Source organism: Pelagimonas phthalicica (assembly GCF_004364805.1).
Taxonomy (GTDB): Bacteria; Pseudomonadota; Alphaproteobacteria; order Rhodobacterales; family Rhodobacteraceae; genus Pelagimonas; species Pelagimonas phthalicica.
On sequence record NZ_SOAP01000002.1, the window covers coordinates 1,085,763 to 1,100,713 of the forward strand.

The following is a 14,951-nucleotide window of genomic DNA, read 5'->3' on the forward strand; positions in this document are numbered from 1 at the left end:
ATTCGCATCACAAAATTAAGCGTTACTTAACGCGCTTCCAGGTTTGACTGGAGCACAGCAGCCCGCCTGCGACGCAGCCCTTGAGCTTGAGACTATTGCCGCTCAGCTGCATTTTACCGAGATAGATCTTGTTGTTGGATGGGCGCCAAACCTTACCCTCATAGGCCCCGCCACCCATCGGTTTCATGTTGCGCACCAGCTGCTTGCCCTTGTTATCCGAGTCATATTCGCCTGACCCGTTAAAGGTCCGCACAATCGTGCCGCAAATATTGTTGCCGCACTTGGACAGTTTCACATGGGCATAGGCCCCATCATCTGGTTGCGTCTTCCAAACACCCTCAGCCGGGTCTGCCGCCGCTGTACCCGCGATCAAGGTCAGCGCCGCTGCCAAAGCCAGTTTCTTCATGTCTCGCTCTCCTCCCTATGAGATCTGCCTCAGCTTGACGTGCAGGTCACCTTTCGATCAAGCCTTCCCTTGGGTCCGCTTGCATGTTTCGTGGCGTCAGACTAAGGGCATGGGCAACTGATAAACGGAGCTTGCGCCATGATCCTTTACCCGGCAATCGACCTCAAAGACGGCAAGGCCGTGCGCCTTTTGCGCGGAGATATGGACAAGGCCACCGTGTTCAATGACGATCCCGCCGCGCAGGCGATGGAGTTTGTGGCAGCGGGCTGCGAATGGCTGCACCTGGTCGACCTGAACGGGGCCTTTGCCGGTGAACCCGTGAACGCGGCGGCGGTCGAGGCGATCCTGAGCCAGACCAAAACCCCCGCGCAACTGGGCGGCGGCATCCGCGACATGGCCACCATCGAGATGTGGCTGTCAAAAGGTCTGGCGCGCGTGATCCTGGGCACCGTGGCCGTGGAAAACCCCGATCTGGTGCGTGAAGCCGCCCGCGCCTTCCCGGGCAAGGTCGCGGTTGGGATCGACGCCAAAGACGGCAAAGTCGCCACCAAAGGCTGGGCCGAAGTGACCGATGTCGAAACCACTGATCTGGCGAAAAGCTTTGAAGATGCAGGTGTGGCGGCGATCATCTATACCGACATCAACCGAGACGGCGCGATGCAAGGACCCAATGTCGAAAGCACCGCAGCCCTGGCCAATGCGGTCAGCATCCCGGTGATTGCCTCGGGGGGGGTTTCCTCTTTGGAGGATCTCAAAGCCCTCAACAGCTGCGGAGCACCGCTGAACGGCGCGATCTCAGGCCGCGCGCTTTATGATGGGGCGATTGACCTGAAAGAGGCGTTGGAGCTGTTGAAAGCCTGACAGGCTTTGGCGGGACCGTTTGCCGCGCTTTCAAACGTGACCAAAAGACATAGCTTTCCCTTGATAGCGCGTTGTTCGCGTTCGACAAAGGAAAGCCTATGTTGCTTCAAACTTCCTCCGCCCCACTGCCCGCCCTCAGCGCATTGCACCAGATGCGCCGCGCGGGAGATTTCCTCGATTGCTACCGCATCGCCTCGCCCATGGCCCCGCGCGCGGCGGCGGAGATCATCACCAATTTTCCCATCTGGGCACAACTTCTTGTCAAGCTGCGCGGGCTGGTGACCACGCCGTTTGGGTTGAAACAATCCGGTCCAGAGGGCGTGGACAGTGTCGGTTTCTTCCCGGTCATCTCGGAAACCCCTGACGAGCTGATCGCCGGCTTCGATGACAAACACCTGAATTTCTGCGTCTCGACCATCCAGCAGGATGGATATGTTTACCTCGCGACCTGGGTCAGCCCCCATAACATTGGTGGGCGCATCTATCTGGCGACCATCCTGCCCTTTCACATCCTGATCGCGCGCAATGCCCTTGTCCGCGTGGCACGGCATTCCAACACTGGTCAATCGGGCGGCGACAGCTTAGAAGCGCAGTAACCCTAGCCTGTAGCCCTTTGCAGGAGCGCGCCTATGCTCAAAACCCGCATCATTCCTTGTCTCGACGTGGCCGATGGGCGCGTGGTCAAAGGTGTGAATTTTGTCGATCTTGTCGATGCCGGAGATCCCGTCGACGCCGCCCGCGCCTATGACGCCGCTGGTGCAGATGAGATCTGTTTTCTCGACATTCACGCCACCCATGAAAATCGCGGCACCATGTTTGATGTGGTGACGCGAACAGCCGAACAATGCTTTATCCCGCTGACCGTTGGCGGTGGTGTGCGCACCTCTGAGGATGTGCGCGCGCTGCTCTTGGCCGGCGCGGATAAGGTAAGCTTTAACTCTGCCGCCGTGGCCAACCCGGATGTGGTGGCCGATGCTGCAGATCGCTTTGGCAGCCAATGCATCGTTGTGGCGATTGACGCGAAAACGGTTGAGCCGGGACGCTGGGAGATCTTTACCCATGGCGGGCGCAAATCCACCGGGATTGACGCGGTGGAGTTCGCCAAAACCGTAGCCGCCAAGGGCTGCGGAGAGATCCTACTGACCTCCATGGATCGCGATGGCACCAAGGCCGGGTTCAACCTACCCCTGACCAAAGCGATCTCGGACGCGGTTGACGTGCCTGTCATCGCCTCGGGCGGCGTCGGCACGCTGGATCACCTGGTCGAAGGCGTCACCAAGGGTGGGGCCAGCGCCGTATTGGCGGCGTCGATCTTTCATTTTGGCACTTATACAATCGGTGAGGCCAAACAGCATATGGCCGATGCCGGCATTCCGGTGAGGCTCTGATGTCTGTCCTGCACGAACTCGAAACCACAATCACCGCCCGCAAATCTGCTGATCCCGAAAGCAGCTGGACAGCGAAACTGCTGGCCAAAGGGCCGGAGAAATGCGCCGAGAAATTTGGCGAAGAGGCGATTGAGGCCATCATCGCCGCGGCCAAGAATGACCGCGAGAACCTCACCTATGAAGCGGCAGATGTGCTTTATCATATGTTGGTCATGCTGGCCGCGCGCGATGTTGCTCTGGATGATGTGCTGACCGAGTTGGCGCGCCGTCAGGGCCTGTCAGGTATTGCCGAAAAAGCCAGTCGTTAAGGGGCGTAAACGCCCCTTGCGCGTGCGGGGTGAGGGGCGCTGCCCCTCTTGGTCGCAAACGACCAATTCACCCCGGGAAATTTTGGGCCCAGAGAAACACAAGCGTGCGTCACGGGATGGTGGGCGGGGCGACTTTGCTTTGCAAAGAGCGGCGCCCCCATCCTTTAGAGTTTTGACGAGATCACACCGGTTGCAAAGCCGCCCATGCGCAGCTCGCCATACAGGCGCTGATACTCGATCTTGGGGCAGCGGTTCATCACCACATCCACGCCACGCGCCTCGGCCAGTTTCGCGGCCTCCGCGTGTTCGACGCCGATTTGCATCCAGATCGTTTTGAGTTTGGGAAAGACCTCCAAGGCTTCCTCAACAATTGGTGGCACATATTCGCTGCGGCGGAAAATATCCACCATATCCACAGTGCTCGGACAGTCTGCCAAGCTGCCCCGCACCTCTTGTCCGAACAGGCGTTCACCCGCATGTCGCGGATTTACCGGGATGACTGTGAACCCTTTCAGCCCTAGATACCGCGCCACATAATAGCTTGGACGCACCGGGTTCATTGACACGCCGATAACGGCGATCACCTTGGTCCGACCCAGCACATCTTTGAGAAAAGTATCAGTATAGCTCATGCGCCCACCCTATCCGCAAATTCCCAAAAGAAAAGGCGCCCGGGTCACGGCCGGGCGCCAGTTACGGAACGAGGGACAGTGAAAGGTTCGCAGGGGTTCCGGCCCTGCGTCCTGCAGTAGAGATAGGCGATAATGTCACAGTTCCAACCCCTATCAACCTTTCGTGAAAAAAAATCTTGCTTTTGCGTTTCGCGCCACTCCGCCAACCTTATCAAGCCGCTTTTCCAGACTGCCATGCAGGCTTTCAGACGGGTCCTGACCAACCCGCCGCCTGCGCCGCAGCAGGAACAATTTGCCAAAGCCCTGCCATGTCCCGACCGAGGGGGCATTGGGATTGCATGGAAACCCTTCTCGCCAGTTACCTGGCAGGTCCAACCCACAGCTCTCCAGCTTTTCTATCATCCAAACCAAGGGGATATTGGCAAGCGGGCGGCTATCTCCCCGCGATCCGATCATCCCGCCGACATCGCCATGCGTGCCCCGAAACCACACCTGTTCCACTTGACCGGCAAACCCGGGCCGGCAGGCCCAAAGCACCGGAGCAAAGGCCTGTCGGGTCTCGTGATAGGCCAAGGCGTGAAAGCCATGGCGAATCGAATCACCCAGCTCGTGATTGTGGAATTCGTGGTTCTGCACCATGAACCGCCAGATCAAGGGCAGGCGCAAACCCAGCGCTTTGACCGTATCCCAGACGCCAACCACCTCAATCGGGGCGCTGTCATGGCAATAAAGCCCGGCAAAGGCCCGCGCGGTGTCACCGTCTGGCGCGTAGCGATAAAGGCGATAGATCTGGCGGATGTTGCGTTCGGTCGCATGTTCAGCCTTGAGCAACCCGACCTGATCCAGCACCCCGGCCAATGAGCGCACCGCATAGGCCCCGCGCGAAAACCCCAACAGAAAGATCCGGTCCCCCGGCCTGTAGCGCGAGGCGAGATAGCCATAGGTGCGACAGATCTGACGGTTGATGCCGCGCCCCAGCACCACCTCATGGGTATTCTTCCAATCGCGCCATTGTATCCCCGCCTCATAGTAGAGCGAGGCCTGGCCATGCGCCTTAAGCAAGCGAAAGGTCAGCCCGGCATTGGTTTCCTGACCGCGTTTTAACGTCGAGGCGGTACCGTCCAAGATGATGACATGGTCGCGCGGACCCCGCCTTGGGGTCAGCGCCGAATGGTCCGAGGCAAAGCGCCGTCGGATCCACCCAAAAAACCTATCCGTCACCTTGTCGTTCTGCATCCTTCAACATCTGCCAGACCCGCATCGGCGTGAATGGCATATCCGCCTGTTTGATCCCACGCGCCCAAAGCGCATCCTGAACCGCATTGGCAACCGCTGCCATGGCACCCACAGTGCCTGCCTCTCCACAGCCTTTCATCCCCATCGGGTTGGTTGTGGATGGCACCGCCTCGGTCGCAAAGCGGATCATGGGCAAATTATCGGCGCGTGGCATCGCATAGTCCATAAACGTCGCCGTGAGCAGTTGCCCCTCGTCGTCATGAACCACCCGTTCACTCAGGGCCTGCCCCAGCCCCTGGGCCACGCCGCCATGCACTTGCCCTTCGGCCAGCATAGGGTTGATGAGGTTACCAAAATCGTCAACAACCGTATATTTTTCCACACAAGTTTCACCAGTTTCGGGGTCGATTTCAACCTCGCAAATATGCGCCCCATTCGGGAAACTGCGCCCGGGCAAGGTTTCCGAGGCCTCCCAGACCAACAGATCGGTGCGCCCTGCCTCGCGGGCCAGTTGCGCGACCTCCAGCATGGTTGGTGAGACGTTTGAGCCCGAAACCCGGAACCGTTCGTCATCAAAGCTCACATCCGCGGCATCTGCCCCGGCCTGTTCCGCCAGAAACGCCCCGAACCCGGTGATCATGTTATCAACCGCCTTCAGGGTCACATTGGCCTGCACCGTCACAGACCGAGAGCCGCCCGTCCCGCCCCCCTGAGCGATGCGATCGGAATCGCCCTGAACAACCTGGATGTGTTCGGTCGGAATGCCGGTCTGATCCGACAGGAACTGCATGAAAACTGTCTCATGCCCCTGCCCGTTTGATTGAGTTCCGACATAGATGATTGCGCCGCCTTCATCAGTGAACTCGACCTTCACATCCTCATTGGGCGCGCCCAGAATGCTTTCGATATAGTAACACAAGCCCTGCCCGCGCAGCTTGCCCGCCGCTTCAGACGCGGCTCGCCGCGCGGCATATCCCGCCAGATCCGCCTCTTGCTCGGCGCGATCCAGCACACGGCCAAAATCCCCGACATCATAGGTTTCCTGCGCCTTGGTTTCATAGGGAAACTGCTCGGGCTTGATGAAATTGATGCGGCGAAGCTCCAGCGGATCAACCCCCAAATCCCGCGACGCGCGATCCATCATGCGTTCCAGCAGGTAAATCGCCTCGGGTCGCCCGGCCCCGCGATAGGCATCCACCTGCGTGGTATTGGTATAGATCCCTTCGCAGCGCATATAGGCGGTGGGAATATCGTAAACCCCGGTAAAGACCCGCGCAAATAGATGCGACTGGATCATCTGGGCAAACATCGAATTATACGCGCCAAGATTAGAGAACGAGTGCAACCGGTAAGCGGTGATGCGGTTATTCTTATCAAAGCCAAGCTCGGCCATGCTGACCAGATCGCGGCCTGCATTATCTGTCAGCATCGCCTCGGTGCGGTCCGACATCCAGCGCACCGGGCGTTGCAGCTTGTCAGCGGCAAAGGCAGCGACAAAATATTCCGGATAGGCAAAGGCCTTCATCCCAAAACCGCCGCCCACATCGGGATTGGTCACGCGGATGCTATCCTTGTCTCGCTTCAGCACCCGGGCCAATTCGTCCTTCATGCCCCAGACCCCTTGCCCGCCAAAGGCAAGGTGCAACCGCCCATCCTGGATTTCGGCAAAACACCCCCGTGGCTCGAGCGAATTCACGATGATCCGGTTGTCGCTGACCTCAAGGCGAACAACCTTGGCCGCGTTTTCCAGCGCCTTGGCCGTCGCCTCTTCGTCACCCAGCCCATAGTCAAAGGCACGGTTATCGGGGCATTCCTCATGCACGGCGGGGCCACCGGGCAGCGGCTCCACATGCACCGGCAATTCATCATAATCAAACAGGATCAGCTCGGCAGCATCCTTGGCCTGTTCCAGGCTCTCCGCCACCACCATTGCCAGCGCCTCGCCGACGAAACGCACCCGGTCTTCAGCCAAGATCGGGCGTTTGGGGCGCGGGGCTTTTGACCCGTCGCGATTGGGCGCAGAGGTATAAGTCATCTCGGTGTCCAGCCCGGCCTCAGCCAAGTCCTGCGCCGTGATCACCGCATGCACGCCCTCAGCGGCGCGTGCCTCTTCCACATCCAGCGACAGGATCTGCGCATGGGCCACAGGCGCACGAAAAACAAAGGCATGCAGCGCACCCTCAGGCGCAATATCATCCACATAGCGCCCATGACCGCTCAACAGGCGCATATCCTCAACCCGTTTGACAGGCTGGCTTTTTCCGAAACGTTCCATGATGGCCCCTCGCTTCTTGCTCGCTCAACGCGACCGCGGTTTTACCCAGACATTCGACATAGGATTGGGCGGCGAAATCCAAGATTTCAGGCCGCCACATGGAATGCTGGTTATTCGCGTGTCCCTCAATGGCGACTTTAGTGCGAACGGCGCGACTGTCCAGAGAACGATTACGGACGGCTGCTCAAAGTGATGATCTTGCAGGCCCCGTAACCGTTAAAGCGCGTGGTTTGTGCATAGGAATAGGCCCCGATGCCGGGAAACAGCAGGTAATCCCCCTCTTCTATTCCATCGGGCAATTTCATCGGCGTCGGCAGGCGATCAACGCTGTCGCAGGTCGGGCCAAAAACCACACGTTCACGAAAGCCCAGCGGCGGCTGCGGGCGCAGATCCGCCATCAGCTCAACCCGTTCGCCCGTGCCCAAATCGCGCCATTCGCTAAGACCGCCATAAATCCCGTCATTCAGGAAAACCGCCTCATCGCTGACCGATTTCACCCGCAGGGCCAGAGTAAAGCTTTCGGCAACCATGCCCCGGCCCGGCTCGCACACCAGTTTTGGGCGCGCCGCGCCAAAGGCACGGTCCACCGCCTGGTCAATCGCCGCAAAGATCCGCCCCAGATCGGGCAGCAACCCGCAGCGATGCGCCGGAAACCCGCCACCGACATTCAAGCGATAAAGATCGACCTCAGCCGCCTTGGCCATATCCGCTGCCACTTGGATATATTGCACCCAGGCCTCGGGCTGGTGGCACTGCGTCCCCGGGTGAAAAGTGATTGAGGCGACGCCGCCGCGCGCCTTGACCGCGCGCAACATCTCAATCGCTGCCGCTGGTTCAGCACCGAATTTGGAACCAAAATCATAGGCCGCCCCCTGCACTGGCAGCTTGAACCGCACGGCAATCTCAGCCCCGGCAATATCGCCCAGCTTGTCCAGCTCGCTCATGCGATCCACAGACCAGCTGGTGATGCCGTAAAGCCGCGCCAGATCAATCTCATCGCGTGACCGGATCGGGTTGTGGTAATGCAGCCGCGCCGTGGGCAAGACCTGACGCACCCGCATCATTTCCTCGGGCGAAGCCACATCAAATGCTTCAACCCCCTGATCGACCAGAATCGCCAGCACATCAGGATGGGGATTGGCCTTGACCGCATAGGTCACCTCACCCGGAAAGCCCGACAGGTAATCCTGCGCCGTGGCCCGCAATTGATCGGGGCTGAAAAAGAACAAAGGTTCATCCGGACGCTCGCCCTGCAACCAAAGCTGCGGCGAGGCGGCAAGCGTTTCATATTGTCCCATGATCACAGATCCTCTGGCAGATCCCGGCACGGCCCCGGCAATCGCCCCAAAGGCGTTCACTGACAGGCTCAACGCCTGTCATCAGGCGCAAAGGCAGACATAGTCCCATGGGCTGATCCATCTCTTCAAAGATCGACCGCGCCGGATGAGTCCGGTTTTGGCGGGTGCGGGGTGGGCGGGTGGGCGTGCCCGTCAAAAACGGTCACATCCGGCGCATTACTCCGGCTTTTGCTCTGAGGCAACAGATTCTTCATCCAGCGCGTATTTTTTGAAAATACCGGTCTGGAACATGAAGAAGATAAAGATCGCCGCCGGCAGGCCAAAGGTCTTGAAATAGACCCAGGTCTCGGTCTCCATCAGCCGCCAAATCACTTCGTTCAGCACGGCCAGCCCTAGAAACAATCCGGTGACGCGGCGCGTCAACATCATCCAGCCCTCATGTTGCAAGGGCATCAACCCCTCCATGACGACTTTGAGATAGGATTGGCCGCGCAACAGCCCGAGCCCCAGCGCGCCACCAAAGAGCAGATAGATCAGCGTCGGTTTCATCTTGAAGAACCGCTCATCATTGAACCAGACGCTGAGCCCGCCAAACACCACGATCAGCACCGCCGTCACCACCTGCATGCGGCTCAGATGCCCGGTCAGTTTCCACAGCAAGCCTGTCGCGATCAGAAACAGGGGGATAAACCCGGCCGTCACCACGATAAAGCCCTGATACTCAGTGCCCGCAAAGGTAAACACCTCATCCTTGAGCTTGAGATAAGCGACAAAAAACGCCACCAGCGGCCCGTATTCCAGAACAGCTTTGAGGGTGGCATTGGATTTCTGACTCATATGGGGCGCTCCTTTGATCCTCAGATAGGGGCTTTAGCCGCCAAGCTCAACAACCACCGCCCCCAAAGCGATCAAACTCATCAGCGCAATGCGGCGCGGCCCCACGGTTTCACGCAGAAAGACCCAGCCGATCACGGCAGCAAACACGGTCGAGGTCTCGCGCAAGACCGCTGCCTCGCCCACCTTGTCCAACCGTGTCGCCAGCATGATCGAGCCAAAGCTGAAAAACGCGATCATCGCCCCCCAGAACCCGCGCATCAGCAAAGGGCGCAGATCCGGACGCTCGGGCATGCGCAGCCAACGCCGAAACGCCAGCGGCGGCATGGCGATCCCGTCGATGAAAAAGAACCAGGCCAGAAAGGTGAACGGGTCCGCCGTGGCGCGAATGCCATAGGCGTCATAGGTGGTGTAAAGCGCCACTAACAGCCCGGTCAGAACCGCCAGCCCCAAAGCGGCAAGCAACGTTTCACGCTCGGTCTCAAGGAACATGTAGTTATAGACCGCCAGCCCAAAAATCCCGGCCAGAAGAATACCAACGCCCAGCCATTGAACGATGCCGAACACTTCGCCAAAGACGATCGAGGCCCCCACCACGGTAAAGAGAGGCCCCATACCGCGCACCACCGGATAGACTACCGTAAAGGCCCCTTTGGAATAGGCCTGACTTTGCAAGAGCTTATAAGTCGTGTGAATGACAAACGCCCCGGCAAAGATCGGCCACATATGCGGTTCCGGCCAGGGCACCACAAATAGCGCAAAGGGCAAGGCGATGAGACCGTAATTGACGTCAATCGCCCCGCGCATCAGAAACGGGTCATACCGCCCCTTTTGCAGCGCGCCGAAACAGGCATGCAAAAAGGCCGCCAACAAGGCCAGCGCCAGAGCCATTTGGTGCCCGGCCTCGGTGCCTTCCAAAGAAATCAGCCATTCGCTCATTTTAAGGCCTCAATAGGGGGCCAGCCCCCCGTCGCGTTCCGCGACTCTCCCCGGGATATTTGTGGCCCAGAGAAGACGATCAGGATTGCTCCAACCCTGTCAGGGCAGCGGCAAATTCTTCGGGATCAAACGGGGCGAGGTCGTCGATTTGTTCGCCAACACCAATGGCGTGGATCGGTAGGCCAAATTTGTCGGCCAGCGACACCAGCACCCCGCCACGGGCGGTGCCGTCGAGTTTGGTCATCACCAGACCCGACACGTCCGAGATCTTGCGGAACACATCCACCTGAGTGACTGCGTTCTGCCCGGTGGTCGCATCCAGCACGAGCAGGGTATTATGCGGTGCCTCGGGGTCTTTCTTGCGGATCACGCGGACGATCTTGGCCAGCTCCTCCATCAGGTCCTGACGGTTTTGCAATCGGCCTGCTGTGTCGATCATCAACAGGTCCGCCCCATCCTCCTGCGCTTTGCTCAGCGCATCAAAAGCCAGGCTGGCGGGGTCCGAGCCTTCGGGCGCGGTCAGAACCGGCACACCGGCGCGATCCCCCCAGACCTGAAGCTGTTCCACCGCTGCGGCGCGAAAGGTGTCGCCCGCCGCGATCACCACCTTTTTGCCCGCCGCGCGGAATTGCGAGGCCAGTTTGCCGATGGTCGTGGTCTTGCCAGAGCCATTGACCCCAACCACCAGCACAACCTGCGGCTTGGTTGGGTATAAAGGCAGCGGTTTGGCCACAGGCTCCATGATCCGGGCGACTTCGGCGGCCAGCAGGGCTTTGATTTCACTGACTGACAGGCGTTTGCCCATGCGGCCCTCGGCGATATTGGCCGAGACCCGCAGCGCGGTGTCAACACCCATATCGGACTGGATTAGCAGCTCTTCCAGGCTTTCGAGCATGTCATCGTCCAACACGCGGCGGGTTTCGGTTTCTTCGCCCCCGCGTCCCAGGATGCGCCCCAAGAGGCCCGGTTTGCTCTCAGTTTCAGGGGATGCGGCCACCACATCCTCCAAAGGATCGGAGGAGCGCACCAATTCAGCTTCGACCTCTGCCGGTTCTTCGGCCTCAGAAGCTTGAGGTTCGGGTGCGACGACTGGCGCAGGGGCGGGATCTGTCACCGGCTCTTTCGCGGGCTCTGGCACAGCCTCCGGCTCGGGCGCGACTTCTGGCGCAGGTTCTGACGCGACCTCAGCAGCCTCAACCCGCGTTTCCTCAATCGCCGCGACAGCCTCTTGCACATCCACCTCGGCGGCGGCCTCTTCGCCGCCATCCTGCACAATCGCATCCAGCCCCTCATCCAGCTTGGACGAAGATTTGAACAACCGGTTCTTGAGCTTGCCGAAAAAGGACATCGCCTTGCCTTTCCATATCTGTCATCCCCACCTAATACGCCTTGAAAGGCAATAAAAGTCTCAGTTGACCCCAAGGGTCGAAACTCTCTTTAGTGATCTTATGATGTTACGTTTTGTTTTCCTTGTTTTCCTGCTGGCCATCGCGCTGCCTGACCGGGCACGCGCCGATACGGATGAACCCGGAACGATGTGTTCGGATGGGGCATTCGGCCATGTGCATTGCATCCGTCCCAGCCATTTTGTGCATGACACCTGCCAGGCCATCGAAGCCTTTGCCAAGGATAGCGCGCTTGATCCCGGTTTCTTTGCCCGGCTGATCTGGCAGGAAAGCCGTTTTGACCCCAATGCGCTGAGCCATGCCAATGCGCACGGCATTGCGCAATTCATCCCCTCAACGGCCAAGCTTCGCGGGCTGCGCGACCCGTATAACCCGGCCCAGGCTCTTGAATATTCAGCAGAATATTTGGGAGACATGACCAAGCGCTTTGGCAATCACGGGCTGGCGGCGATTGGCTATAATGGCGGGGAACGCCGCGCAAATGGGTTGATGGCGGGGACGGGTGGCCTGGCCAAAGAGACCGTGAATTACGTCAAGATCATCACCGGCCTTCCGGCTGAGATCTGGGCGCATAATCCGCCCGAGACCCATGACTATCGCTTGCAAAAGGACAAACCCTTTCTACAGGCCTGTCACGAACTTGCACGCAAACGCAAATTGTCGAAATACCCGCCGATTGAGCCGCCAAAACCCAAGTTGAAAAAATGGGGGGTCCAGATGGCTTTTGGCGTGACGAAAAAGCGCGCCCTTGCGCAGTATAACCAGCGGGTGAAACGCTGTAGCGCGGTGATCAAGGGGCAGAAACCCGATCTGGTCTGGCAGAAAAGCCGCGCCAGCCCGAAAGGCGGGTATTTCATGGCGCGTCTCGGGCGGGACAGCCGCAACGGGGCCTGGGATTTGTGCAAGAGGCTCAAGGCGCGCGGCTGTATCTGCGCGGTTTACAGAAATCGTTAGGCCGTTTGGGTAAATCCAATGAACAAAGCGACCTGCGCCGCGTAATACAGCCCCCAAATCGCCATCCCCTGCCCCCGCCAATGGCGTTTCAGGAATTGCTCTTGGCCAAGAATGGCATCTGACGCCATGAACATCAGCGCCCCGGCCAAGGTTATCCAGCGCCCTGGCCAATCCTGCTGCATCACCGCTGTGACCGCCATGAGCGCAATCAACGCCACATAGACCAGGACAGGAATCGCCAGTAGCCCGGCATTGGCGGCGTAAAGCGGCCCCAGCCACAGCCCAATGCCCAGGATCACCAGAACCGCCAATGTCTCCCATCCGCCAAAGGGCACGAGGCCTTGGGAGACAAACAGAAAGACGTAAGCAAGATGGGCCAGGGCAAAGGCAATCATACCGATGAGAAAGGCTTTCTCACCCTCACGCGACAGAGCCAGATCACCAAGGGCAGACAAAGCCAGCGCAACCGCCAACCAGAAATGCCCCAGCAAAACCGCCCATAGCGCCAAGGCCCCCACCGCCAGTGTTTTCACCACACTGCGACGCCAGGACAGCTTTTTGATCAATGGATAGAGAAAGGCGCTGGCAACCGAAATTGCTGCCAACGCCTTGATCACTTCTGGACTTGCGGCAACCCCTGCCATCAGACCTCGTCTGGAAAATGCTTCATTGTCAAGCGGATCGGGTTCGGCGCTGCCTGCCCCAAGCCGCAAATGGACGCATCTACCATGGCAGTGGACAGCTCTTCGAGCAAGCCCTGATCCCAGCTTTCGGCCTGCATCAGTTTGACTGCCTTTTCACAGCCGACCCGGCAAGGCGTGCATTGGCCACAGCTTTCATCCTCAAAGAAACGCAGCATGTTCAACGCAGCATCCTTGGCGCTGTCCTGATCCGACAACACGACCACCGCTGCCGAGCCGATAAAGGTGCCATGCGGCTGAAGCGTGTCAAAGTCGAGCGGCACGTCACTCAGGCTGGCGGGCAGCAGGCCAGAGGATGGGCCACCGGGCTGATAAGCTTTGAAGGCGTGACCATCAAGCATCCCGCCGCAGGCCTCGATAATATCGGTGATCGTCGATCCGGCAGGCAGCAGATGCACACCCGGATTTTTGACCCGGCCGGAAACGGAATAGCTGCGCAAGCCTTTGCGACCGTTCTTTTCCACCGAATTCAGACATTCCGGCCCTTCGCGGCAAATCTTGGCCACCCAATAGAGCGTTTCAACATTGTGAACCAAGGTCGGGCGGCCAAAGACCCCCACCTGCGCCACGAATGGCGGGCGGTGGCGGGGCAGACCGCGCTTGCCCTCGATGGATTCGATCATCGCGCTTTCTTCGCCGCAGATATAGGCCCCGGCCCCGCGACGCAGATCGATATAGCCTTTGGCGACGATCCCCGCCTCTTCCAAGGCTGCAATCTCACGGCGCAGAATCTCCAGCACCGCCGGATATTCGTCGCGCATATAGATAAAGCAGGTTTCAGCCTCGACCGCCCAGGCAGCGATCAGCATGCCTTCGAGGAAGAGATGCGGCGTGCGTTCAAGGTAATAGCGGTCCTTGAACGTGCCCGGCTCGCCCTCATCGCCATTCACGGCCAGATAGCGGGTGCCCTCATTGGCGCGCACAAAGCCCCATTTGGTGCCCGATGGGAAACCCGCGCCGCCTAGACCGCGCAGGCCTGCCTCTTTGACCTTTTCCTGCACCGCCTCCCAGTCGCCGCTCTCTCGCAAGCTCATGAGCGTCTCATAGCCACCGGCGTCGCGATAGGCGGCAAGTGTCTCGTAATCGGGCAGATGCGCATGGGTGTCGCCCGCAGCTATAGCCGCCTGCACCTTTTCGGGCGTGGCGTGGTCGATATGATTGTGCCCCAGCTCCAACACAGGCGCGGTGTCGCAACGCCCCATACACGGGGCCCGCACAACGCGCACCTCCGCCGGGTCCAGCCCGTCTTCCAGTGCTTTTTGCAGCTGTTCCGCCCCGGCCAATTCGCAAGACAGGCTGTCACAGACCCGGATGGTCAAAGCAGGAGGAGGCACGTCGCCCTCTTTTACCACATCAAAATGGGCATAAAAGGTCGCGACCTCATAGACCTCGGCCTGCCCTACACGCAGCAATTCTGCCACCGCGCGCAGATGCGCCGCCGACAGGTGACCATATTCATCCTGGATCAAATGCAGAAATTCGATCAGCAAATCACGGCGCAAGGGGCGATCCCCGATCAGCGCCTGCACCTCGGCCAGCGCGGAATCATCCAACTGGCGCCCTTTCGGGGTGTGCCGCCCTTTGCCCTTACCGGATTTCCAAATACCTTTGCGCTCGTCGAGTGCCATCAGTGTCTCCTGTTCTTGATCACACTCTAGCGCCAGTTGCACAGCGCCCGCAGGTGAAAAGCGACAGAAACACCCCGGCTTGCGC

General features: G+C 59.4%; 15 protein-coding genes. 5 read left to right on the top strand and 10 right to left on the bottom strand.

The annotated features are described in order from the left end of the window. Nucleotides 1-22: 22 nt before the first annotated feature. The gene (locus CLV87_RS15380; RefSeq protein ID WP_099246769.1) at nt 23-406 is read right to left on the bottom strand and encodes a DUF2147 domain-containing protein; all 384 of its coding nucleotides are present in this window, start codon (nt 404-406) and stop codon (nt 23-25) included. Between the two features lie 138 nt (nt 407-544). On the opposite strand from CLV87_RS15380, the gene hisA reads away from it, so the two are divergent. The 4 genes from hisA (at nt 545) to CLV87_RS15400 (ending at nt 2,963) form a co-directional block, all read left to right on the top strand. Next, nucleotides 545-1,267, top strand: coding sequence for a 1-(5-phosphoribosyl)-5-[(5-phosphoribosylamino)methylideneamino]imidazole-4-carboxamide isomerase (gene hisA / locus CLV87_RS15385; RefSeq protein WP_099246770.1), 723 nt, complete (start codon nt 545-547; stop codon nt 1,265-1,267). Between the two features lie 98 nt (nt 1,268-1,365). Next, nucleotides 1,366-1,863, top strand: a complete 498-nt coding sequence (locus CLV87_RS15390) for a DUF2867 domain-containing protein (RefSeq protein ID WP_099246772.1) — start codon at nt 1,366-1,368, stop codon at nt 1,861-1,863. 33 nt (nt 1,864-1,896) lie between these two features. Next, complete coding sequence (gene hisF, locus CLV87_RS15395) at nt 1,897-2,655, top strand: imidazole glycerol phosphate synthase subunit HisF (protein ID WP_099246774.1); 759 nt, start codon at nt 1,897-1,899, stop codon at nt 2,653-2,655. Beyond that, a complete protein-coding gene (locus CLV87_RS15400) occupies nt 2,655-2,963 on the top strand; it encodes a phosphoribosyl-ATP diphosphatase (protein WP_099246776.1) in 309 nt (102 codons plus the stop codon). Before hisF ends, CLV87_RS15400 begins: the two co-directional genes overlap by 1 nt. Nucleotides 2,964-3,127: 164 nt before the next feature. Here CLV87_RS15400 and CLV87_RS15405 read toward each other — a convergent pair whose 3' ends face one another. From CLV87_RS15405 to ftsY, 7 genes are all read right to left on the bottom strand, one after another. After that, on the bottom strand, nt 3,128-3,595 hold the full coding sequence (locus CLV87_RS15405; RefSeq protein ID WP_099246778.1) for a CoA-binding protein: 468 nt from the start codon (nt 3,593-3,595) through the stop codon (nt 3,128-3,130). A gap of 153 nt (nt 3,596-3,748) precedes the next feature. Further along, nucleotides 3,749-4,831, bottom strand: a complete 1,083-nt coding sequence (locus CLV87_RS15410; protein ID WP_099246780.1) for a DUF2235 domain-containing protein — start codon at nt 4,829-4,831, stop codon at nt 3,749-3,751. After that, nucleotides 4,806-7,106, bottom strand: coding sequence for a xanthine dehydrogenase family protein molybdopterin-binding subunit (locus tag CLV87_RS15415; protein ID WP_099246782.1), 2,301 nt, complete (start codon nt 7,104-7,106; stop codon nt 4,806-4,808). Before CLV87_RS15415 ends, CLV87_RS15410 begins: the two co-directional genes overlap by 26 nt. Before the next feature lie 170 nt (nt 7,107-7,276). Next, the gene (locus tag CLV87_RS15420) at nt 7,277-8,404 is read right to left on the bottom strand and encodes a type III PLP-dependent enzyme (protein ID WP_099247844.1); all 1,128 of its coding nucleotides are present in this window, start codon (nt 8,402-8,404) and stop codon (nt 7,277-7,279) included. Nucleotides 8,405-8,620: 216 nt separating this feature from the next. Further along, the gene (locus CLV87_RS15425) at nt 8,621-9,241 is read right to left on the bottom strand and encodes an inner membrane-spanning protein YciB (RefSeq protein WP_099246786.1); all 621 of its coding nucleotides are present in this window, start codon (nt 9,239-9,241) and stop codon (nt 8,621-8,623) included. A gap of 33 nt (nt 9,242-9,274) precedes the next feature. Then, nucleotides 9,275-10,177 (bottom strand): EamA family transporter, encoded by a 903-nt coding sequence (locus tag CLV87_RS15430; RefSeq protein WP_099246788.1) that lies wholly within the window; start codon nt 10,175-10,177, stop codon nt 9,275-9,277. A 79-nt stretch (nt 10,178-10,256) separates the two neighbouring features. Beyond that, complete coding sequence (gene ftsY, locus CLV87_RS15435; RefSeq protein ID WP_099246790.1) at nt 10,257-11,525, bottom strand: signal recognition particle-docking protein FtsY; 1,269 nt, start codon at nt 11,523-11,525, stop codon at nt 10,257-10,259. A gap of 103 nt (nt 11,526-11,628) precedes the next feature. Here ftsY and CLV87_RS15440 point away from each other — a divergent pair, with 103 nt between their 5' ends. After that, the gene (locus CLV87_RS15440; RefSeq protein WP_099247846.1) at nt 11,629-12,537 is read left to right on the top strand and encodes a lytic transglycosylase domain-containing protein; all 909 of its coding nucleotides are present in this window, start codon (nt 11,629-11,631) and stop codon (nt 12,535-12,537) included. On the opposite strand, the gene CLV87_RS15445 is transcribed toward CLV87_RS15440, so the two are convergent. Then, a complete protein-coding gene (locus CLV87_RS15445; protein WP_099246792.1) occupies nt 12,534-13,181 on the bottom strand; it encodes a lysoplasmalogenase in 648 nt (215 codons plus the stop codon). The genes CLV87_RS15440 and CLV87_RS15445 overlap by 4 nt on opposite strands. After that, nucleotides 13,181-14,866, bottom strand: coding sequence for an NAD(P)H-dependent oxidoreductase subunit E (locus CLV87_RS15450; protein ID WP_099247848.1), 1,686 nt, complete (start codon nt 14,864-14,866; stop codon nt 13,181-13,183). Before CLV87_RS15450 ends, CLV87_RS15445 begins: the two co-directional genes overlap by 1 nt. Nucleotides 14,867-14,951 lie beyond the last annotated feature (85 nt).

Bases quoted from the DNA above. Each gene is read 5' to 3' on its own strand.
- CLV87_RS15380 (WP_099246769.1), bottom strand. From the start codon at position 406: ATGAAGAAACTGGCTTTGGCAGCGGCGCTGACCTTGATCGCGGGTACA.
- hisA (WP_099246770.1), top strand. From the start codon at position 545: ATGATCCTTTACCCGGCAATCGACCTCAAAGACGGCAAGGCCGTGCGC.
- CLV87_RS15390 (WP_099246772.1), top strand. From the start codon at position 1,366: ATGTTGCTTCAAACTTCCTCCGCCCCACTGCCCGCCCTCAGCGCATTG.
- hisF (WP_099246774.1), top strand. From the start codon at position 1,897: ATGCTCAAAACCCGCATCATTCCTTGTCTCGACGTGGCCGATGGGCGC.
- CLV87_RS15400 (WP_099246776.1), top strand. From the start codon at position 2,655: ATGTCTGTCCTGCACGAACTCGAAACCACAATCACCGCCCGCAAATCT.
- CLV87_RS15405 (WP_099246778.1), bottom strand. From the start codon at position 3,595: ATGAGCTATACTGATACTTTTCTCAAAGATGTGCTGGGTCGGACCAAG.
- CLV87_RS15410 (WP_099246780.1), bottom strand. From the start codon at position 4,831: ATGCAGAACGACAAGGTGACGGATAGGTTTTTTGGGTGGATCCGACGG.
- CLV87_RS15415 (WP_099246782.1), bottom strand. From the start codon at position 7,106: ATGGAACGTTTCGGAAAAAGCCAGCCTGTCAAACGGGTTGAGGATATG.
- CLV87_RS15420 (WP_099247844.1), bottom strand. From the start codon at position 8,404: ATGGGACAATATGAAACGCTTGCCGCCTCGCCGCAGCTTTGGTTGCAG.
- CLV87_RS15425 (WP_099246786.1), bottom strand. From the start codon at position 9,241: ATGAGTCAGAAATCCAATGCCACCCTCAAAGCTGTTCTGGAATACGGG.
- CLV87_RS15430 (WP_099246788.1), bottom strand. From the start codon at position 10,177: ATGAGCGAATGGCTGATTTCTTTGGAAGGCACCGAGGCCGGGCACCAA.
- ftsY (WP_099246790.1), bottom strand. From the start codon at position 11,525: ATGTCCTTTTTCGGCAAGCTCAAGAACCGGTTGTTCAAATCTTCGTCC.
- CLV87_RS15440 (WP_099247846.1), top strand. From the start codon at position 11,629: ATGTTACGTTTTGTTTTCCTTGTTTTCCTGCTGGCCATCGCGCTGCCT.
- CLV87_RS15445 (WP_099246792.1), bottom strand. From the start codon at position 13,181: ATGGCAGGGGTTGCCGCAAGTCCAGAAGTGATCAAGGCGTTGGCAGCA.
- CLV87_RS15450 (WP_099247848.1), bottom strand. From the start codon at position 14,866: ATGGCACTCGACGAGCGCAAAGGTATTTGGAAATCCGGTAAGGGCAAA.